Annotated in this window: 38 protein-coding genes; 21 read left to right on the top strand and 17 right to left on the bottom strand. The window is 41.6% G+C overall.

Translation table 11 applies throughout. The features are described 5' to 3' along the window. Window positions 1-55: 55 nt before the first annotated feature. The 16 genes from PR699_RS07050 to PR699_RS06975 form a co-directional block, all read right to left on the bottom strand. The gene (locus tag PR699_RS07050) at window positions 56-550 is read right to left on the bottom strand and encodes an ASCH domain-containing protein (protein ID WP_196993094.1); all 495 of its coding nucleotides are present in this window, start codon (window positions 548-550) and stop codon (window positions 56-58) included. Between the two features lie 284 nt (window positions 551-834). Further along, on the bottom strand, window positions 835-993 hold the full coding sequence (locus PR699_RS07045) for a hook protein (RefSeq protein WP_163768728.1): 159 nt from the start codon (window positions 991-993) through the stop codon (window positions 835-837). Window positions 994-1,033: 40 nt separating this feature from the next. Further along, a complete protein-coding gene (gene ssb / locus PR699_RS07040) occupies window positions 1,034-1,534 on the bottom strand; it encodes a single-stranded DNA-binding protein (protein ID WP_163762141.1) in 501 nt (166 codons plus the stop codon). Continuing rightward, on the bottom strand, window positions 1,524-2,060 hold the full coding sequence (locus PR699_RS07035) for an HNH endonuclease signature motif containing protein (protein ID WP_231405869.1): 537 nt from the start codon (window positions 2,058-2,060) through the stop codon (window positions 1,524-1,526). Before PR699_RS07035 ends, ssb begins: the two co-directional genes overlap by 11 nt. Beyond that, window positions 2,060-2,671, bottom strand: coding sequence for a lambda exonuclease family protein (locus PR699_RS07030; protein ID WP_193450954.1), 612 nt, complete (start codon window positions 2,669-2,671; stop codon window positions 2,060-2,062). The genes PR699_RS07035 and PR699_RS07030 overlap by 1 nt, the downstream gene beginning before the upstream one ends. Then, window positions 2,655-3,389, bottom strand: a complete 735-nt coding sequence (gene bet, locus PR699_RS07025; protein WP_121874696.1) for a phage recombination protein Bet — start codon at window positions 3,387-3,389, stop codon at window positions 2,655-2,657. The genes PR699_RS07030 and bet overlap by 17 nt, the downstream gene beginning before the upstream one ends. A 14-nt stretch (window positions 3,390-3,403) precedes the next feature. Next, complete coding sequence (locus tag PR699_RS07020) at window positions 3,404-3,619, bottom strand: hypothetical protein (protein WP_060561218.1); 216 nt, start codon at window positions 3,617-3,619, stop codon at window positions 3,404-3,406. After that, complete coding sequence (locus tag PR699_RS07015) at window positions 3,616-3,888, bottom strand: hypothetical protein (RefSeq protein ID WP_154611335.1); 273 nt, start codon at window positions 3,886-3,888, stop codon at window positions 3,616-3,618. The genes PR699_RS07020 and PR699_RS07015 overlap by 4 nt, the downstream gene beginning before the upstream one ends. Window positions 3,889-4,110: 222 nt before the next feature. Then, the gene (locus PR699_RS07010) at window positions 4,111-4,392 is read right to left on the bottom strand and encodes a hypothetical protein (RefSeq protein WP_249890491.1); all 282 of its coding nucleotides are present in this window, start codon (window positions 4,390-4,392) and stop codon (window positions 4,111-4,113) included. A 1-nt stretch (window position 4,393) separates the two neighbouring features. Then, window positions 4,394-4,615 (bottom strand): hypothetical protein, encoded by a 222-nt coding sequence (locus PR699_RS07005; protein ID WP_249890490.1) that lies wholly within the window; start codon window positions 4,613-4,615, stop codon window positions 4,394-4,396. Window positions 4,616-4,625: 10 nt separating this feature from the next. Beyond that, window positions 4,626-4,868: a hypothetical protein gene (locus tag PR699_RS07000; RefSeq protein WP_249890489.1), complete on the bottom strand. Its 243-nt coding sequence runs from the start codon at window positions 4,866-4,868 to the stop codon at window positions 4,626-4,628. A gap of 29 nt (window positions 4,869-4,897) precedes the next feature. Continuing rightward, window positions 4,898-5,167 (bottom strand): hypothetical protein, encoded by a 270-nt coding sequence (locus PR699_RS06995; RefSeq protein WP_249890488.1) that lies wholly within the window; start codon window positions 5,165-5,167, stop codon window positions 4,898-4,900. A gap of 178 nt (window positions 5,168-5,345) precedes the next feature. Further along, window positions 5,346-5,672 (bottom strand): hypothetical protein, encoded by a 327-nt coding sequence (locus PR699_RS06990; RefSeq protein ID WP_272572877.1) that lies wholly within the window; start codon window positions 5,670-5,672, stop codon window positions 5,346-5,348. Window positions 5,673-5,772: 100 nt separating this feature from the next. Beyond that, entirely contained in the window at window positions 5,773-6,099 is a 327-nt protein-coding gene (locus PR699_RS06985) for a hypothetical protein (RefSeq protein ID WP_230085851.1), read from the bottom strand. 412 nt (window positions 6,100-6,511) lie between these two features. Next, a complete protein-coding gene (locus tag PR699_RS06980) occupies window positions 6,512-7,336 on the bottom strand; it encodes an NYN domain-containing protein (protein ID WP_063073724.1) in 825 nt (274 codons plus the stop codon). Between the two features lie 162 nt (window positions 7,337-7,498). Then, on the bottom strand, window positions 7,499-7,786 hold the full coding sequence (locus PR699_RS06975) for a DUF3024 domain-containing protein (RefSeq protein WP_223854688.1): 288 nt from the start codon (window positions 7,784-7,786) through the stop codon (window positions 7,499-7,501). On the opposite strand from PR699_RS06975, the gene PR699_RS06970 reads away from it, so the two are divergent. Then, window positions 7,785-7,979, top strand: a complete 195-nt coding sequence (locus tag PR699_RS06970) for a hypothetical protein (RefSeq protein WP_191864193.1) — start codon at window positions 7,785-7,787, stop codon at window positions 7,977-7,979. The two genes, PR699_RS06975 and PR699_RS06970, sit on opposite strands and share 2 nt — an antisense overlap. 42 nt (window positions 7,980-8,021) lie before the next feature. Here the strand turns inward: PR699_RS06970 and PR699_RS06965 are convergent, their stop codons facing one another. Continuing rightward, a complete protein-coding gene (locus tag PR699_RS06965) occupies window positions 8,022-8,678 on the bottom strand; it encodes a S24 family peptidase (RefSeq protein ID WP_249890486.1) in 657 nt (218 codons plus the stop codon). A gap of 98 nt (window positions 8,679-8,776) precedes the next feature. Here PR699_RS06965 and PR699_RS06960 point away from each other — a divergent pair, with 98 nt between their 5' ends. The 20 genes from PR699_RS06960 (at window position 8,777) to PR699_RS06865 (ending at window position 17,874) form a co-directional block, all read left to right on the top strand. Then, window positions 8,777-8,983, top strand: coding sequence for a helix-turn-helix transcriptional regulator (locus PR699_RS06960; protein ID WP_154623707.1), 207 nt, complete (start codon window positions 8,777-8,779; stop codon window positions 8,981-8,983). 162 nt (window positions 8,984-9,145) lie between these two features. Next, window positions 9,146-9,493 (top strand): hypothetical protein, encoded by a 348-nt coding sequence (locus PR699_RS06955; protein ID WP_272577831.1) that lies wholly within the window; start codon window positions 9,146-9,148, stop codon window positions 9,491-9,493. A 324-nt stretch (window positions 9,494-9,817) separates the two neighbouring features. Next, entirely contained in the window at window positions 9,818-10,645 is an 828-nt protein-coding gene (locus PR699_RS06950) for a replication protein (RefSeq protein ID WP_249687081.1), read from the top strand. Beyond that, window positions 10,642-12,036 (top strand): DnaB-like helicase C-terminal domain-containing protein, encoded by a 1,395-nt coding sequence (locus PR699_RS06945; RefSeq protein ID WP_272572876.1) that lies wholly within the window; start codon window positions 10,642-10,644, stop codon window positions 12,034-12,036. The genes PR699_RS06950 and PR699_RS06945 overlap by 4 nt, the downstream gene beginning before the upstream one ends. Then, a complete protein-coding gene (locus PR699_RS06940) occupies window positions 12,037-12,228 on the top strand; it encodes a hypothetical protein (RefSeq protein ID WP_014657874.1) in 192 nt (63 codons plus the stop codon). A gap of 34 nt (window positions 12,229-12,262) precedes the next feature. Further along, window positions 12,263-12,475: a DUF551 domain-containing protein gene (locus tag PR699_RS06935; protein WP_060561205.1), complete on the top strand. Its 213-nt coding sequence runs from the start codon at window positions 12,263-12,265 to the stop codon at window positions 12,473-12,475. Between the two features lie 166 nt (window positions 12,476-12,641). Continuing rightward, the gene (locus PR699_RS06930; RefSeq protein WP_004916482.1) at window positions 12,642-12,965 is read left to right on the top strand and encodes a hypothetical protein; all 324 of its coding nucleotides are present in this window, start codon (window positions 12,642-12,644) and stop codon (window positions 12,963-12,965) included. Further along, the gene (locus PR699_RS06925) at window positions 12,965-13,222 is read left to right on the top strand and encodes a Lar family restriction alleviation protein (protein ID WP_181407434.1); all 258 of its coding nucleotides are present in this window, start codon (window positions 12,965-12,967) and stop codon (window positions 13,220-13,222) included. The genes PR699_RS06930 and PR699_RS06925 overlap by 1 nt, the downstream gene beginning before the upstream one ends. Then, window positions 13,215-13,433: a hypothetical protein gene (locus PR699_RS06920; protein WP_272572875.1), complete on the top strand. Its 219-nt coding sequence runs from the start codon at window positions 13,215-13,217 to the stop codon at window positions 13,431-13,433. Before PR699_RS06925 ends, PR699_RS06920 begins: the two co-directional genes overlap by 8 nt. After that, a complete protein-coding gene (locus PR699_RS06915; RefSeq protein ID WP_272572874.1) occupies window positions 13,426-13,644 on the top strand; it encodes a hypothetical protein in 219 nt (72 codons plus the stop codon). The genes PR699_RS06920 and PR699_RS06915 overlap by 8 nt, the downstream gene beginning before the upstream one ends. Window positions 13,645-13,657: 13 nt before the next feature. Continuing rightward, a complete protein-coding gene (locus PR699_RS06910; protein ID WP_104873294.1) occupies window positions 13,658-14,104 on the top strand; it encodes a recombination protein NinB in 447 nt (148 codons plus the stop codon). A gap of 214 nt (window positions 14,105-14,318) precedes the next feature. Further along, window positions 14,319-14,531, top strand: coding sequence for a hypothetical protein (locus tag PR699_RS06905; RefSeq protein WP_249890480.1), 213 nt, complete (start codon window positions 14,319-14,321; stop codon window positions 14,529-14,531). Beyond that, on the top strand, window positions 14,528-14,812 hold the full coding sequence (locus PR699_RS06900) for a hypothetical protein (protein ID WP_053110584.1): 285 nt from the start codon (window positions 14,528-14,530) through the stop codon (window positions 14,810-14,812). The genes PR699_RS06905 and PR699_RS06900 overlap by 4 nt, the downstream gene beginning before the upstream one ends. After that, window positions 14,809-15,174: a RusA family crossover junction endodeoxyribonuclease gene (locus PR699_RS06895; protein WP_060561200.1), complete on the top strand. Its 366-nt coding sequence runs from the start codon at window positions 14,809-14,811 to the stop codon at window positions 15,172-15,174. The genes PR699_RS06900 and PR699_RS06895 overlap by 4 nt, the downstream gene beginning before the upstream one ends. Beyond that, window positions 15,164-15,391 (top strand): protein ninH, encoded by a 228-nt coding sequence (locus tag PR699_RS06890; RefSeq protein ID WP_053110625.1) that lies wholly within the window; start codon window positions 15,164-15,166, stop codon window positions 15,389-15,391. The genes PR699_RS06895 and PR699_RS06890 overlap by 11 nt, the downstream gene beginning before the upstream one ends. Continuing rightward, the gene (locus PR699_RS06885) at window positions 15,388-15,891 is read left to right on the top strand and encodes an antiterminator Q family protein (RefSeq protein WP_004916449.1); all 504 of its coding nucleotides are present in this window, start codon (window positions 15,388-15,390) and stop codon (window positions 15,889-15,891) included. Before PR699_RS06890 ends, PR699_RS06885 begins: the two co-directional genes overlap by 4 nt. Before the next feature lie 488 nt (window positions 15,892-16,379). Continuing rightward, on the top strand, window positions 16,380-16,697 hold the full coding sequence (locus PR699_RS06880; protein ID WP_004916437.1) for a phage holin, lambda family: 318 nt from the start codon (window positions 16,380-16,382) through the stop codon (window positions 16,695-16,697). Continuing rightward, on the top strand, window positions 16,690-17,106 hold the full coding sequence (locus PR699_RS06875) for a structural protein (protein ID WP_060560976.1): 417 nt from the start codon (window positions 16,690-16,692) through the stop codon (window positions 17,104-17,106). Before PR699_RS06880 ends, PR699_RS06875 begins: the two co-directional genes overlap by 8 nt. After that, window positions 17,103-17,483 carry a hypothetical protein gene (locus PR699_RS06870; protein ID WP_223854692.1) on the top strand — a complete coding sequence of 127 codons (381 nt, stop codon included), beginning with the start codon at window positions 17,103-17,105 and terminating at the stop codon, window positions 17,481-17,483. Before PR699_RS06875 ends, PR699_RS06870 begins: the two co-directional genes overlap by 4 nt. Before the next feature lie 166 nt (window positions 17,484-17,649). Continuing rightward, window positions 17,650-17,874, top strand: coding sequence for a hypothetical protein (locus PR699_RS06865; RefSeq protein ID WP_060560977.1), 225 nt, complete (start codon window positions 17,650-17,652; stop codon window positions 17,872-17,874). Window positions 17,875-18,206 lie beyond the last annotated feature (332 nt).

Raw genomic sequence — 18,206 nt, 5'->3', positions numbered from 1 at the left:
CTCCTTATAGTTGAGAGCTGACTATACCATCTAAAATTTAGTTAAGTAGTGATAATCAATAAATTCTGCGAAACTCAATAACCCACGCCCATTCTTTATTATTCCAGCTATCTTCGCCGTATATATCTATCCATGTTTGAGCGAACCACGAACGAGAAAAGTCAGGGAAACCATATTCACGCGACACAATATCAATAGAAGGGTGGCTTGGTGGTGCGCCTTCTTTCATTGCGTCTTGCTGCGATATCTCCTGTACTTGCTGAACCCAAACATCAGTAATTTCAATTTTCCCTTTGATATTACCGTCTTTATCTGCAACTTTGATGATGTCGCCAATTTCACCATACGGACAATCAACATCAACAAAACCATGCCTCCATGCTGCACATACTTGCTCTGATAGTGTGTAACCATCTTGCCATGCACCTAAATTGCGTAATTCATCCTCGGTTACTTTTGGCTGTGGTTCAATCAGTCTACGTGTCTGTGTTTTTCTGCCATCCATGACAGCCGCTAACATTGCATCGTTAAACTTGATTCTGTCTTTCATATTCATCCCTCTTATTGCATATATTTAATCGCTAGGATTAAAACGTTTCATGGCAAATATTTAATCATCACCTACACTTAAGCCAGAAAGGTTAATGACAAGCTGTGCAACTTTCGCCGATGCTCCCTGTGTCGGCTTTTTTTGTCTAAATATCTTGCCAAATCCTGCTCGTTAACTATTCTTAAACTGCATACACAGATAAATTATAAGCTTCATTCCTGCACGTCCCCTTGCCGTCCGCGCCGTGGCGGCATTTTTTATTCATTGCATCCCTGCGAGTTAAATTAATCTTCCGTTAAGTCAATAACATCATCAATAACACTTTGCTTTACTGCGTAATAGCCATCTTCGCCATTGAGTGTGATTTCTTCCGTGTTTTTGTAAATGCTGATAATCGCCTGTTTCAACTTCGCATTTTCTTCTTGTAACTGTTCAATAGTCATATCTATCTCCTGTTTGCATCCTTGCAAATATATCCTTTGGTTAAATCACATAAATAGCGTGGCGTGAGTATTGCAGCCCGATAGGGGCAAAGGGAATATTGTCATCCCAATCCATCGGTGGCTCATTCTGCGGCGATTGTTGCTGTGACTGTTGAGATTGTCGCGCTGGTTGCTGGATTCCTGCCTGATTGCTATTGCCGCCTAACATTTGCATAGAGCCGCCGATATTCACAACGACTTCTGTCGTGTATCGGTCTTGACCGCTCTGGTCTTGCCATTTTCTGGTTTGCAAAGAACCTTCGATGTATACCTGACTTCCTTTTTTCAGATATTCGCCTGCAATTTCAGCTAAATTGCCGAAAATCACCACTTTATGCCACTCTGTTTTCTCGCGCATTTCACCGGTTTGCTTATCGCGCCAGCTTTCAGAAGTTGCCAGAGTTAGGTTTGCCACAGCGCCGCCGTTAGGCATGTAACGTATAGATGGGTCATCACCGCACCGACCAATTAATATAACTTTATTAACGCCCTTACTTGACATGGCTCACCTTATTTTTATCAACAGCAGCGCCAAGATACCCCCTTGACCCGCTAACTAAATTTTTTAATGAATTGGGGTTTAACCTTCCCTTTCTTGAGCAATCCATCATATTTTGCTTTTGGGTTCCTGCTTCTAAGTGGTCAGGATTTGTGCAGGCAGGGTTGTCACATTTGTGCATGATAACCGCACCATCAGGTATCGCCCCTTTGTACATTTCATAACTAACTCGATGAGCCTTTTCTGGAGATTTATTTGCTCTGACTCTGTTGGATATTATTGGGTGTCCGTGGTTATCCATAGCTCCAGACCAACCCCAACAAGACCCATCAAGACTGATTATTTGCTTCTCTCTAACCCTGTCGAATATGCATCTTCTCTTTAGCGCCCCATGATAACGAGAGTTGCATCCAACCGAGCAAAATCGACTATTTTTCCATTGGGTAATGCTGTGTTTTGCTTTTTTATAAAACTCTGCGCCACAGTGAGCACATTTTTTGATATCAGAAACTTTTAATTTACTAGCCATTAAGAAGCCTCCGCATATTTAGTTAACTTTTCTATTTCTTCCTTGAGTTCATTTAAGAATTTACGAACTTCTTGCTCAATTTCTTGTGCTAGCTCGTCATTAAAAACAATCCGTGTTTTGAAATAAGCGAGGTTTACTGGAAGGCGATTGTCGTAGCTGACAAAGTCACACCATTTGCGTCCAGTGCACATCATTTGCCCATGCATCTGTAATAGATATTCTGTCTTGGGCTTTCCTGTCCTAAGCGTTTCTAAGTGAGTTGCGGTGTTTGGGCATTTGATTTCAATAAGTCCATCTTCATCTACCAACCCATCAGGGCTAGCTCCGAATCCTTCGATAGATGGGTGAGGGATAAAGCCTGTTTCTGTCACTGTGGCGTCGAACTCATTGAGGCAATACATTTCCCTTGCAACTGCCTCAAGCTCGTTTCCACGCTCCATACTGGCTGATTTAAAGGACTCTTCCTTTTGTCCTGTTAGTGTTTCGCAAATTAGCTGAGCCATATAATTTCTACGAGTTGCTCCGCTTCCTTTTGCCATTACTTTTGATAGGTTACTGGCGGTAACACATCCTAGTCTTGCCGCATACCATTCGTCAGTTTTCTGCTCCACTTGGCACCTCGGTAAATTCAGCATCAATGGCTATAGAGTTTTTAATTCGTTCCTTTTCAGCGGATCCGATAATGGTTCGCTCATCCCCTGATAACTCCGTCCATAATTGTTTAAATGCGTCCATTCCTTTGGCTGCTGCCGCTTCGCACTTAGCGATTAGTTCAGCTCTTTTTTCGTGGCTTTCTTGCCCGTTAATAACGCCCGTTGGTGTGTTTTCGGTAATTCTTTCGGCCTCGTCTTGGTCATAAATACCGGCAAAACCAAAAGCTAGTCGAGCACATTGGATCATTGCTTTGTGCCGTAACATCCGTTTTGGGTGTGATTTCCAAGGCTGGGTGTTTCGATTGCATTCATCCATATACTCAGTAACCGAGGTAGGATGACTCCTGTCTTTGCGGTAAATTTTGCATGTGCAGGAGTCAGCGTCCATAATGAACTCCATGCCATCAAAGTTTTTGTTTTCATTAATAATGCGCGCCCAACCATCAACACCAACCACCGGAACAATTCCTGTTCTGTCTGGGAATGCGTAAATTTCTTTAGTCCAAGGGTTTAAGTTGTATTGATTAGCGACGATGAGAAGGGCTAAAAATTGCTGTTCTGTTGCTTCGGCTTTAAATGCCGTGGATTTCAATGTTTGAATTAGGTCTTTTTCATCAATAGCCAGCTCTAACTTTTTGGCAAGTGAGCCAGCCATTGAAACTAGTGAGTTACTCATATTTTTCCCTTTGATTATCTCAGTAAGTTTTCAGACTTAGCGGCTTTAAATAATCCATTCCAAATACCATCAAGTTCAGATTCATTAAGTTTTTGTATTAGATGCGGAGTTTCATCCATGACCGCATCATAAAACCGCTGAGCCATTTCATTAGCTAGCTCATCATATTGATTTGCTAGATGCTCGCGGTCTGGAATGGTGACGAAATTTTCATACTCTGAAATTCTCATGCTGCCACCTTACCTTTGCTCCTGATGTAATCGACAATCCATTGCCCGTCGCCTGCTGCTATGGCTTCATCAATAAACCCAGCAAGCTGCCCATTTTCCTTAATGTTTTCGTACCGTTCTTTTTCCGTGAACTGTAGTTTGCTAATGATTATTCCGTAATCACCGTCTATGCGCTTGATGTCATTTCCGTTGACACAAGTAATAATTGTTCCTGATGAAGAGTGGTCGCATCCAAAAGTTGACAATAAAAGCTGTATGCATTTATTCATAAGTCACCTCACCAAAGCAGGAAGTAATAGGAATGCGAATATTGCTATAACTGCCAGACAAAACCCTGATGTTGGCTTATTTCTAACTGCTTGAGGTTTAACTGGTTTAACCATGCAAACGTCTCGCATTGCACGGCTGTATTTGTTTTTTGATTGCATGATTAATCCTCACTTATCGATTGATAGCGATTGTTATTTAGGTTCTGGTGTTGGTGCGGTGGGTTACTGCTGACCGAGGGCTTTTGCGATTACAGCGTCAACGATATCTAAATCATCGTCATCATCTGGTTTATAGCTTGCAATTTTATTGCGAAGTCTTATTAACTGCTCTAATAACTCTGGCGCTGCTGCGATTAGATGGGCGTTGGCATCTATGGGTGTTAGCTCATCAGAGTCACCTACAAAACCGATATACTGCCCATCGTTACCGAATATAGAGTAACCGCTACAGTTTGGTCTTTTGTCATGACATCGCCACGGCGCTGGCGTTCCTTTAAACTCCATATCACCCCCTAGCCTTTAACATTGCATCTGCCATGCGGTAGGCTTCCTCAGAAATTTCATTCATAGAATAATCGCTAAATGCCTGCTCACCGAAATATGCAATCATTGGTTGCATAGCCTTAGCGGCTAGATAATCACGTAAATTCATGCCTTCCTGCGCTACAAACTGCATATCTGGACGCCCGCTTGCTGGAAAAGCCGCTCCACCTGTTTTATCTGGCATACTCCCTCCGTTATTCTTCAGTTTCATCTGGCTTGATTGCAGTTTCAATATTTACTGGCCCATACAATACACCAACCAGACCAGCGCTTAATTCCCAATAGTCAGGAACACTGTCATTGAAATATTCAGGTGTAATTAAGTGCTTTCCATCGTCACTCAACCAAGCAAAATCAATATCGTTTGTATTTCGATACCAGAGATATGTCTTTCCATGTTCCATATCTTCAAAATCAACTTCTGGAATACGATCCATACTCCCTCCGTTATTAACTAAACACGATGCTAGTCGTCTTCTGGATAAAGCATTTCCTGTAATTCTTCAGGCGTTGGCTTTTTCCAGTTCGTTATCTTTCCTGTTTCGATATCGATATCTAACATCAGATAATCACCGTAGTGGTCACCGGGGAAAAAGCTAGGAACATAGTAGCTATAGTTTTCTACTTTATTCCCGTTAGCATCAAGAATGTCACAGTTGAAACTGTCAGAAACTTTAATGCACGTCCTTAGCGTTTTAATGTCAACTTTCGCTTTTGTATTTACTTCAATTTCCATCTCTATCTCCTATCTATTAATCAACTCACCACAGCCCACCTTGATGGACTGTAATTAGTTAACTGTGCCTGCTTTTAACCACGTCAGGCGAGGTGGTTCCTTACTTTCCACAGTCAAGGAAAATTGATATATTGGTTATTCCACAGTCAAAATAAGGAATAACTTCATGGATGTAGGTTTATTTATTTCTTCGGTTAAAAATGCCATTGGTGCTCTTTCTACTGTTCAAACGAACGAGGTACTTAGAGAGCGAATCGCTTTCATCTAAGAGCAAATTGAAGTAATTCAAAAAGCCAATGAAGCCACCGAAAAAGAACTTGCCGAGCTTAAAATAAAGAACAGCGAACTTGAGAAGGAAATAGCGAGTTATAGGGAAAAGGAGCAATTTATCCAGCACATGGGAGCGGCCTTTAGAAAAGACACCTCTGGCAACTACATTAGGGCTGTGTATTGTCCCAACTGTCTTAAAGCGGTCGGTAGTGGTTTTACTGATTTTCCTTACCATTGTAGCTCCTGCGGTTGGACGTCTGAATTTGAGTGCAGGGATTTAGAATCGGTAATGAAAACCCTGCCGTAGATTGTTAATAAAAGCCCATCCGTGGGCTTTATCTCGCCGTAACCCCGAACTCACTGCTCGGCTGTTTTGTTTTAACTCCTGAAAATATTGCTACATTAGGTAAGCAACAGTTGTCTCCACTTGGATAATGCTTTGTTGGTTTGAGAGAGAGAACAGGGCGTTCTTTCTTCTCAACTCCAAATATCGAATCCCAAATTTCTTCCACTGAGCGTCCTTTTGCTAAGGCGCGTTGTGCATAATATTCACCGCGTTTTTTGTATTTCCGCACCTTAAGGTTATCTATGTACGTCACCTTTGGCGCGAGATCTTTTTTGTTAACAAGTCCATTCATTGTGAGAATTTTTTTGTCTTTCATAATGCCTCCTAAGTGATTTTTGGTGGTGATGCCGAATGCCTCCGGTAGCTGTCTTTCGCCCACAAGGCGACTGCTTGCCTTTTAGGCCATCACCCCAAAATTCACTTTTAAAGCATTGCACGGGAAAGTTGTCCTGTGCGTTCCGCTATGCCTTACTAAACTAACCACACAAAAGGCAACATGTTAAAGAGCATTTATCTCAGGGTGTGTTCCGTTGATGAGTTAATCATATGCATTATACGCAAATGCGTCAAGCGCATATTTGCATATTAATTAAATGCGTGAGAAGAATATTCACTATTTAATTGTTTTCACTGATAATTTATTTTCAAAAGAATCTCAGATTGGAATGCAGATCACTTCTTTGGCGGGGATAGGACACAAAAAAACCCTCGCGGGGAGGGCTGGGAGATTATCTTCTTTTAGGTTTTGTTCTATGCTTGCTTGTTTTTTTTCTAACTTCTGATCTGGCTACTTTATCTTCCCACCAATCTGGCATGGGCTCTGGGGTTACTTGTAGTATGTCTGCAATTGCAGAAATTAAACTATAAGATTGAATCCCATCTATATGTTCAGATAGAGTTGGTGATACATCTTGCCTTAATGGGTCTAAGATGAAGTCTATTCCTTTTGTTCTTGCGTGTTTAGCTGCCGGGACAAAATCTGAGTCACCAGCCACCAAAACCATTACATCTACTAATTTTTCATATGCAAGCATGGTTATATCCATGCCTAGCTTAATGTCTACAGCTTTTTGTTTTATGTCGTAATGAAAATCATCATTGGTCAGTTGTTCCCATTTTTTCCGGCCAGCAAGAAGATCTTTGAGCGTGTGTTCATTTATTTGCCAACGCTTACTATCAACTAGTGTTCCCATTCTAAGGGCTGTTTTTCTGCTTTTCCTTAACTCTTCATGGAGTTCTGTTCTTAGAATATAAGATGGCTCTAGTTTAAAATTTTTCCTTGGTGGCGACGTGTGCCCTTTTTCGGCTGGCAACGGGTACCTTGTTTGTATATCAAGAGGTGGGCAATCGTAGAAATAAATTCGGTATAATTCCAGTGGAGATCTATGCTCATGAGAGCCATGTCTTTTGTTCAAGTGATACTGAACAAGCCCCCATATTAATTTCATTAGATGAGATGCATTTAAATCATGACCTTTAAAATGCTTACGCCTTACAGCGTTAACTCGTGAGATAAAGAATCCTGCATCAATAAGAATAGCTGTCTTTTTCATAATCAAATAAAAAACGCCCAGAGCCGTTATGTAGATATTAACTATTGTCTACGAACGGGGCTGGGCTTGACGTCCTTAGACTATTCCAGTTGCCAACCCAATGTCAACAACTTTTTTAATTATTTTATATCAGACTTAGATGCCACACCCTAAAACGTGTCGTCATCCAAAGAAGCAGCCACGGGCATCATCTTCAACGAGCCTAATGGCGTCAGAAAAACTGCCTAGCATTATTTCATCGTAGTTGTGCCAGTTGCTGTCTTTATCCATCCAAAACAGAGACCAAGAGCTGTTAGATTTGTCATGTGTAATTTTTGCTATCGGCTCTTGAGCTTGCCCGTCACTCCAAGTAAGGCGTCTTACTTCAAATATGACAACGGAGTCATCTTCAATGCTATAGCTTAAATCCAGCTCATCCCTTAGGTGTTCAGCAGGTCGGCGCTTTTCCATGAAAAACTCCATACACCGCTTAATGTTAGCTATCTCAATGTCGTTAAATGCCATGCATTCTCCTAAAACGTGTCGTCAGGCCGTCCAAAAATCATCTCGTAGAGTTGGAATATGGCATCATCATCAAAATCAAACCATACCAGCATTGCAATCACGGATAGTGCTGCGGTTATTTCTACCTTGTGCTGCTTGATACAACCCCATAATTTTTTCATATGAACGTGTCGTCAGGCCATTAAAACAGTGCTCGGCCTGTTTTTTCGCAAGCGTCTATATATTTAATTGGTTTAACGATAGCTGACACATAGTGCATGGTGTCAACTTGATCTGGTGATAGAGTAATGGGCTTGTGTGAGTTGTTTATACTGGAAAACTGATAGTCCCCATCACGAGTTTTGTTGAAAATCTTAATCATATTGTGACCTTCAACCGTGCGCACAAAAACCTCATCGCCAGATCTGACTGTTGTATTTGGTTCAACCACAACAAACTCGCCTGATTGAATGCGCGGCCACATGCTGTCACCTTTAACCTTCAACCCGTATGCGTCTTTATCGTCGCTGTATATCTTCAGCCAGCCATTGTGAGCCTCGATCATATCAACAGCACCATCAGCACCTAAGAACGCCTCACCGCGCACCTGAACCATTCCTGAAGGCACTGTGCCTATATATTCGATTTCATCAAGCTGTGGTGGGCTTTCTGAAAATAAGTCAGCTACCGAAACCCCGAGAGCTTCGGCTATTTTAACTAACGTATTTTCTGAGTAACCTTGAATATTTCTTTCAAGGCGAGAGATATTCCCCACATCGCTGTTAATTGCTGTGGCTAATTGAAGGATGGTTAGCCCCTTCTTCTTTCTAAGTTCTCTAATTCGTGTCCCTATTTTCATATGTTAATTCAACTTTATTAATGCGCACAACACAAAGCGTATTGCGCATATTTTATTGTGTGGTAATATGCGTGCAGCGCATCAATAAGGAGACTGATATGCAAACACCATTAAGGAAAGTTCGGCTTGAACAGAAGCTGACAATATCTGAAGTAGCTAGCGCTATAAATTTTGATGCAGGGAACCTTTCTAGATTAGAAAGAGGAATTCAAGCTGCATCTTTGGATATAGCAGAAAAACTCGCAAATTTTTATCGCGGAAAAATAACTGAATTAGAGATTCTTTATCCGCAACGTTATCAGTAAGTACTACCTGCTCTTTTACAACTGGAAATAGATGTTGCTGTCCCTAGAGTCAGACTAGGGTGTCTATTTCCAACGGAACGCTCAGAGCAACCTCTCCGAGCAAAACTTAACTCACTGGATCGTGAGTCACGGACTAACTGTATCTAAAAAGGACTATAGACTATGGAAAATGCAAAAAATATCAAAGTAGAGTGCTCATCAAACGAATTGATGACGTTTTACATTCAACAAATGTATTCAGTCGGTAATAACGGACTCGCTAAGGCGCTAGGAATACACCCATCAAAATCCAGTCGAGATAAAGCCAGAATATTCGATTTAGCTTGCCAGTTGGTGAGTAAGTTCGGATTACCCCCTGATTCTGTAAATATCAGCGATAAGCCAACGAAAGTTGTGCTTGAAGGTGACTATGCAGAAAGGCTAATTCAGGCTCTTGAAGGGAAGGGAAAGGTTAAAAGAAAAGCCTCAACCACGGCGAATGATGAGGCTCAAATCAATTTGGATATTTAACGATCAAAACAACTGTATCAACAACCAGTAATTATAACAAGGGAAATTTAGCGTTTCCCTTTTTTGATACAGCAATAGAATAAGAGAATTATATCATGAAAAATAAACGAAATCATGACTTTAATTATCATGCAGTGCATAAAAACATCATGCGGGATAGGGAACTCAGGAAAGTTACCCCACTAGGGATAAAGCGACTTAGAGAAGCTTTTGAAGATGCAAAACTAAGGAATGCTCACAGGAAAGAACTATTGGGAGGGAAAACGCATGAGTAACGTTGCATATGCTGATTTTGGCAACAAGAACCACGCTAGGAGTTCTCGGATGGATAACTCTAAACTTGGTCACGTCGCGATATTCAGGAGCCTGCTTAACGCAAGCTGGGCAGAAGATACAGCTAAGCTTGCGCTATGGGTCAGATTACTAGGGCAGGCAAGGCATAAGCCAACAACAGTTGAGTTTGGTGGTGTGTCTTGGGATCTTCGGGCTGGTCAGTTGGTAACAAAAGCAAAAGTTTTAGCTAGAAAACTGAAGGATGCAAAGGGAAAAGAAAAGACTGAAAAACAAGTCAGAGACATGCTGGATTTTTTTGAGCAAGAAGGGATGATAACCCGCGCAGGTACACGACACGGAACAATAATCACAATCACAAATTACCTTGAATATCAGGCAAATTACGAGGTGACAAAGCAAGTTACTAATGAGGTGACAATCAAACCCAGTGATACCAACGTTCAGGGCTTAACTGAGGTTACTAACCTAGTAACAAAAGAAGTGAAACAGAATAAGAATGTATTTGAACAAGAAATAAATACTCCCCTAACCCCTCAAGAGGGGGATTGTGAAAAGTTAATTTCAACCAATCGAAAAAACAACATCCCCTACATCGAAATTATGAATGCGTTTAACGAGGCTGCTGGTGACAGATTACCAAATGCTGAATCCTTGAATGACAAGCGGAAACGAGCCATCTCAAAATTCCTGAAAGAACTCAAAGAGCCAACAGTCGAAGCGGCTAAAAACTATTTTGAGTATTTCATGAGTTCAGCTAAAGATTTTTATTTCGGTGAAAACGATTCTGGTTGGAGGGCTAATTTCGATTATCTGCTAAGACCGTCGACAGTGTTAAAAACTAGGGAGGGATCGCTATGAATTACCAAGTGCCACACAGCCTAGAGACCGAACAAAGTGTTATCGGCTCACTACTGATTGACCCAAACAGTGATAATGCTCAGCGTGTATTTGCTGTGTTGAAGCCAGATGATTTCTATGGTACCCACCACAAAATTATCTTTGAGCAAATGCGGTCAATGGCTAGCAAGCATCAACCGATTGATATCTTAACTGTGGCTGACAGCTTGAAAGCAACTGGAAGCGAAGGAACTACAGGTGGATTGGGCTATCTGGCTGAAATTGCAAAGAATACCCCAAGCACCGCAAACGTGCTCCATTACTCGAAGAAAATCAAAGAGTATGCCAATGAGCGCTATGCCATTGAGAAAATCAACGAAGCCACACGATTACTGATTGAGCCAAGCACTCTAAGCTTTGGTGAAAAAATGGAGTTCGTGCAGAAGCTGGTAACTGACGCAAGCGAAAACGGTGTTACTGGTCGAAAGTCTGGCTTGAAGAATATGGCTGAGCTATTGCCTGAGTGGTTCGAAGGCGTAGAAAACATGTTTAACAATCCCGATCAGTTTGTAGGACTCAAGACAGGCATTAAGCCTCTTGATGACATGCTGGCACCTAAATTTGTTGTGCGTGGGTCATTATTCGTTATCGGTGCGCGTCCAAAGATGGGTAAGACAACTGTTTTAACTGAAATGGCGAAGAACGTTTCCGATGATGGTTTGCCAGTGGCTCTGTTCAGCATGGAGATGTCAAATCAGCAATTGGTTGAACGAATGGTAAGCCAGAAGTCAGGCCTAAACTCTGACATGTTTTACGGCGGCACTGAGGATGATTTCGAATGGGCGCTACTTGGCAAAGCTATTAATGACCTTAGCGAAAAGCCTAACATTTGGGTTGATGATACAGCGGGAATGACGCTTGAGCACATTCAATCAGAGTGCAGAAAGCTGAAACGCAAGGTTGGGAAAATCGGGTTTATCGGTGTGGATTATTTAACGCTGATGAAAGCTGGTAAAGCAGACCGAAACGATATTGCCTATGGTGAAATTACCAAAGGGCTCAAGCAACTGGCAAAAGAGCTTGATACTACCGTGGTATTACTCACACAGCTAAACCGCAAACTGGAAGACAGAACCAATAAGCGACCTATGCCAAGCGATAGCCGTGATACTGGTCAAATCGAGCAGGATTGCGATTACTGGATGGGAATATACAAAGACTCAGTTTACAACGACAAAGCCGACAAGAGGCTTACAGAGCTTATTGTGAGACTTAACCGTCATGGTAAAACAGGAACAGCATTTGTAGACCAGAAAGGTCTTTGCTTATTCGACACCGACCAAACTCACGCAATGGCTCGCGCTGACATGGCAACCGCCAACCGTAACACACCAAATCATAAGGACTTCTAGATGAGATTATATTTAAGCATTGATGAGTTGGAATTGATGATTAATTTGATTAAGCAATATCATGAATATGATAGCAGTCATACGTCGGACACTTTGATCATTAAGCTACAGCAAGAGCTAACCCATAAAGTAGCGTTAAGAAATGCTGCCGAATCAATTTATAACTCGGTAATTAAGCGAGGTGTTGAGTGATGAAAGGAACAACGTTAACAGAGGGAGGCATCTAATGCAGGGAACTAATTGGGTTAAGTGTAGTGATTCACTACCTGAAGATAATACTGAAGTGTTGGTCTACTGTGACGACACTAAAGAAATGATGGTCGCATATCTAGATGATGATGGGGACTTTTGCTGGCTAGACCAAGAAATACTTGGAACTCAGTTGATTTGCTATCCATCCCACTGGATGCCACTCCCACCAATGCCAGAGGGTGAATGATGAAGCCGATTAGCAACGAGTATATAAAATTACTCGGACGTCAAATGAAGCTGCGAGCACTTCAAGTTAAGAAACCAACCAAAAAAGAAATGTTAATTTTCTATTTCAAAATAATCACTTACCCAATAGCGGCGGTTATCGCTGTTTTGGTTATCGAGGGTAAATTATGAGCGAACTCAAGAAATGCCCGTTTTGCGGTGGTGACAGCATTAATCTGCGCAATGAAAAATTCATAACTACCAATGACTTCAAAAAATATTTGGAGGCAAATGGATGGTATGAAAAATCTACCATCTCTGGCTTAGCAGTTGTTTGGCGCTCAAATACATTTACTCGTGATGAAATATTGCAACCCATTGATACGGAACTTTCAGATTACAGTAATCGGGTCGATGACATAATCCGTGTTTTGTCAAAAACACAAAGGAAATCATTGGGAGAAATCATATCTGATATTAACGCTATTAGCAGCATGGAACAGGAGAGCTAATGATGAATGAGTTAAAAAAGTGCCCGTTTTGCGGCAGCAAAGTTAAATGGTGTGGCGAGAACGAGCCAGACCCAGAAGATAATCACCTTTGTGACCACATCCAATGTACTAATGCTGATTGTGGCACTAATTTCTCTTTTATCCGCAATAACGACATTTACCCAGATAATTCTGATGACATGACAGCAGAAGAATTAATGCAAATTGACCGTGATTATTCAGCGCAAAGGTTTAATAGGAGAGCTAACAGTGAGTGATCCAGTAGAAGTCATGGTCTATTACGTCAGCTTCAATACGAATAGCAGATTTTGGATGTTAAAAATAAACGTAGGCTGGATTGAGGAACACTATAAATTCCCATGCAAACCAACCAAAAGACAAATCCGCAAAAAGAAAAAAGAATGGATCCAAGAAGCTAAATATTGGATAGAGGTATACGCAGAAATGCAAGGAGCTAACAGTGAGTGATCCAATAACATTGATGTACAAAATCAGCATGAACCTGTTTTGCGGATTAGGCTTTGCAATGGCATTTATCATGCTGAAGGTATTTGATGGGGATAATAACTGGTTCGTTATTACGATGAAGGTTATATCAGCAGCAGCGATAATTCTCTGGTTAACATCTATGGCTTATATTTGTTTTTTCTTATTCAACAACGTGTTTCTTGAAAAATGAATAGGAGGCTAACTTGGAGAAAGCCACAAAGTTTCTTCTAAGAAATAAACGAATACGTGAAAACCTAATAGCCACAATAAATGCTCTACCCCTCAACGAAGAATTCCCCCTAGAAGTAAAAATCTCAGAATCCAGCCGAACACTACCGCAGAACGACATGTTCCATGCGCTATGTGGTGATGTGTCAAAGCAAATGACACTCAACAATGAGCCACTGAAATTATGGCAGTGGAAGAATGTCTTTGTGTCTGGCCACTGGATGGTTACTACAGGAGCGAAAGAGTCACCGTTAATTAGGGGAATTGAAGGTGAGCTATTAAACATACGAGAGAGTACGTCTCAAATGGGCAAGAAGCGCATGAGTAGCTTAATTGAATACTCGACAGCTTGGGCGGTAGAAAACGGCGTGAAGCTGCGTACAACTCGTTATGAATATAACTACTACGGTCACAGGGAATAACTCAAGGAGCAGCAAGAGAGATGACAGAACCCCACATACACAGACTTCTCACTTACGAAGAAGCAGAAAGACTTTGTGAGCATTACAAGCGACAAGGTTATTCCCCAGTCAAAATGCTCAATATTAACCCGAAATATTTCGACGTATCAGTCAACCTGCCTACCCAAAAATGGCTCAAGCCAACACCGCGAACAATGATTAATAGGATGTGGAGATGAAAAACGAAGCAGAAGCGTTTATGAGCGCACTGATAACATTAAAGCTATGTTGGGCTATCCATAAGTCTAATGAAGCCGTCAGGAAGTGTGCAGGGCTATTAAAGCGCAAATTTAAAGAGCACTTAGCGTATGAAGCAATGCGGAAGATTGAAGGTAGTAGTAACCCGATGTTGGTTATCACACTTGCAGAGTGGGAGCTAGAGAAATGACAAGTATCTACCGCTCAAAAAAATGGCTCAAAGCCGTAGCTCAAATCGAATGTTGTGTCTTGTGTGGTCGCTATGGCACTCAGGTAGCACATAGAAACGAAGATAAGGGGATGGGGCTTAAGGTTGACGATAGCCTCACAGCAGCATTATGTCAGCACTGCCATCATGAGATTGATAACGGCAGCAAGTTGAGTCGAATTGAAAGACGTCAACTGATGGATAGGGCGATTGTTTTAACACTTAGGGAGCTAACCAGAGGGGGATTGATAGAACCATCATGAAGCAATATCACCTCAAGTTGCCGTGGCCGCCTTCAGTAAATACGTACTGGCGACACTGCAAAGGCAGGCACTATATATCATCAAAGGGTACAGGCTACCGAAAGCAAGTAACAGATTACATCAAGCAACATAACCTAGATATCAAAACCACCTCTCGCATCAAGATAATCATCACTGCAAACCCTCCAGACAAACGCAAAAGAGACCTCGATAACTTGCCTAAAGCTGTTTTCGATTCGCTTACTCACGCCAACTTTTGGGATGACGACGAGCAGATAGATGATTTTCGAATTAAACGCGGCGAGAGGGTTAAAGGCGGCTCACTGGATATCATGATATGGGAGATAGATGATGCAGGCTGAGATAACAACCATTCCAGAATTACTCATCAAAGCCAGAGGAAATCAAACTCGAGTGGCTGGCTGGATAAGCGCATCGCGAAATACAGTAAAGAAGTACGCATTCGATACGCGAGCAGAAAAGCACATCATTGTAAATGGGCAGCTTATGGTTATACATCGCGGTGGAATCGGCGGAGCGATAAAAGGAAAGAGTGAAGTATTGCAGGGGGTGAGATGAACTACATCGGAGAGAAAGAACTTACAAAGGAGCAATTCGACTGGCTTAATGGATGGCTTGAATTGTGGGGCGCTTGGGTTCACTCAGGCCGAGTAGACATGAGGAAAATTAACATCATATACAAATTCATGCAATCAGTTGACCCAAGCAAAAATCTAACACGGCCGATGTGTAATGACGATGACGGAATGTTGATTTCTCAGGTCATAGATTCTGTCATCGCCATTGACAAGCAGGCTTACAAGATATTGATAAGTTACTACGTGTACGGCGCGTCAAAGCTTTCGATAGCATCTTACTACCATAACAATGCAAAACCTCGCAAAATGAACACAAGGTCAGGAGGAAAAGTAAAGGTTCCATCATTGCGAACATGTCGAAGAGAGGTTGACGAAAAGCTGAAAGCTTGTCAGTGGTTATTATACGAACCTCTACGAAATGCAATGAACGGTCGCAAACGTGTAGCTAAAGTTAGAAAAATAACTGAACTTTGCTATTGACAGAAATGGCCAAATGGACAATACTTATCAGGTAAGCTGCCTTAATTGTTCTTAGGTTGGCTTAACCAGATTAATAGAGCCTCACTTCGGTGGGGCTTTTTGCATTGCAAGGGTTTATATGCTTGATGAATTCGAGTGAGCATAAAAAAGCCACCAACTTTTTAGGATGGTGGCAAAAGATTGCAAATCATGTTTATAGCTAAACCAAAAAAACTCTTGGTCGTCTTTTATTTTAACCAACCAATTAAAAAAAAGAAACAGGCTTTATCTGATGTTCTATTTATAACTGGTTGATATTATTCCGATGCCGGAATTCCGGTGTCGCCAATTAAAGCTGTAAGGATTGCTTACAAGTTCACATTCAAGAGGTCGCCTAGTGCGGCCTTTTTCGTATACAGCCGCCACAGAATCACTACTATCACTCACTTTCACTGAGCGTCTGTGCGCGGCTTTCTATTAACTAAATTCCTCCAGTAAAGGGGGTGAGTATGGATCATATGAAAGAAAACCCCGAGTTCTGGGATAACGTATTTCAAATTATTGCTGCTCATAAGGAGCAAGGTATTAGCGCATCACTAGCAACAGGTATGGCGATTCTACGCGGCAAGTACAACGGCGGCGGTTGGAAGAAGACGCTATTTGATGGTGCCATGTGTGCGTTGTTTGCATGGTTTGTAAAAGACCTTCTAACACTGCTTGGACTTAATCATGAATTGGCATATCTGGCCAGTGTATTCATTGGGTATGTCGGCGTGGATGGCCTGAGTAAAATTATTAAAGGCAGGGCGGGGGTGAACAATGACTAAGCAAGCGCGAGGCATTCGCAATAACAACCCTGGTAACATTGATTACAACAAAGCCAATAATTGGAAAGGGCAATTGCCGCATGACCCAAGTATTGAACCTCGCTTCTGTCGATTCGAAAGCCCTGTTTATGGTATTCGTGCATTGATGGCACTACTTCGTACCTACCAGCGTAAGTACGGGTTAAAAACTGTATCAGGCCTGATTGACCGCTGGGCTCCGACGAATGAAAACAACACCCGAGCATATATTAACGGTGTAGCTAAAGAGTTGGGTGTATCGCCTACTGATGTTATCAGTCTTTATGATAAGGCAACCACAATTAAACTGGCCAAGGCAATCATTCGTCATGAAAATGGCACGCAACCCTACGATGAGGCTATGTTCGAAAAAGCGTGGAGTTTGCTGTGAAAAGGCTTATAGCTTTAGCACCGTTTATTTGCTGGCTGTTGCTATTCATATTTGGCTTAATACTGACATATCAGATGGTCAAAGTGAGTAAAGAGAATGGAAAGCTCATTGAGCAATTATCAACAAGCCAGCTACTAAACCAAGTAACCCAATCAGCAATAACTCTTCACTATCAAGCATCGCTCGACAACATCAAAGCAAAGCAATTAGAGGACTCAGAACATGTCAAAGTTAAGACTGTTATCAAAACAGTACTCAAAGACAATGAGTGCGCTAATACTGCTGTGCCTGACGATGTTGTTAGTGAGTTGCACAAGTACAAAAGAGGTATTGATTCCCGTTCAGTCTCCACCAATACCAGCACAGTTAACCGCTGATTGTCCTCAGCCTGATATTCCTGAAAAAGTGGACTGGGGCGACATGCCACAACTGCTAGTTGATGCGATGAATTCAATAGCAAAGTGCAATTTAGATAAGAAAGCCATTCGAGAGATTGAATCGGCTAGAAATAATTCAATATCACATTAGAACGGAGTGTTTAAAATGAACAAATCATTAGGTCAAAAATTAGTTGGTATTAGCTTTAACCCATCATCATTATCAACAGTAGATGAAGTCAAGCAGAAATCAGCTGAACTTATCGATTTAGTGCGTGACAGTATGGAAAGCGCTACATCAGAAGAAGCATTGATGATTCACAATGAAGCCATGCGCCGTATTGTGGATGCTCAAATGTGGGCTGTAAAAGCTATCACTTGGAAAGATTAACTCTCGACAAGAAAGCAATACGGGAAATTGAAAACAAAGAAATGCCCCAGATATCGAGGCAAAGTAGAGAATAATAGTTCATGAATGTAACGTCACTATACGTTAATCGTGAATAACCACAACATTAAAAAGGTAGTAATCTCAAGCAGATATTACAAATCTGAGCCTCGCAAAATAGCGGGGCTTTTTAATGGAGAAATATCATGGCAACGCAGGGTTTTGATAAGCCAGATCAATTCCGGGAAGAACTGGATAAAAGCATTCCGAAAGAATAAAAAAAGCCCACACACCGCGGGCTAAAATACATATATAAAATAAAATGAATATCCGCG

The sequence above is a fragment of the Providencia sp. PROV268 genome, assembly GCF_028477805.1.
Taxonomy (GTDB): Bacteria; Pseudomonadota; Gammaproteobacteria; order Enterobacterales; family Enterobacteriaceae; genus Providencia; species Providencia stuartii.
Note: the sequence above shows the minus strand (reverse complement) of the source record. Positions and strands in the feature narration are given on the sequence as shown.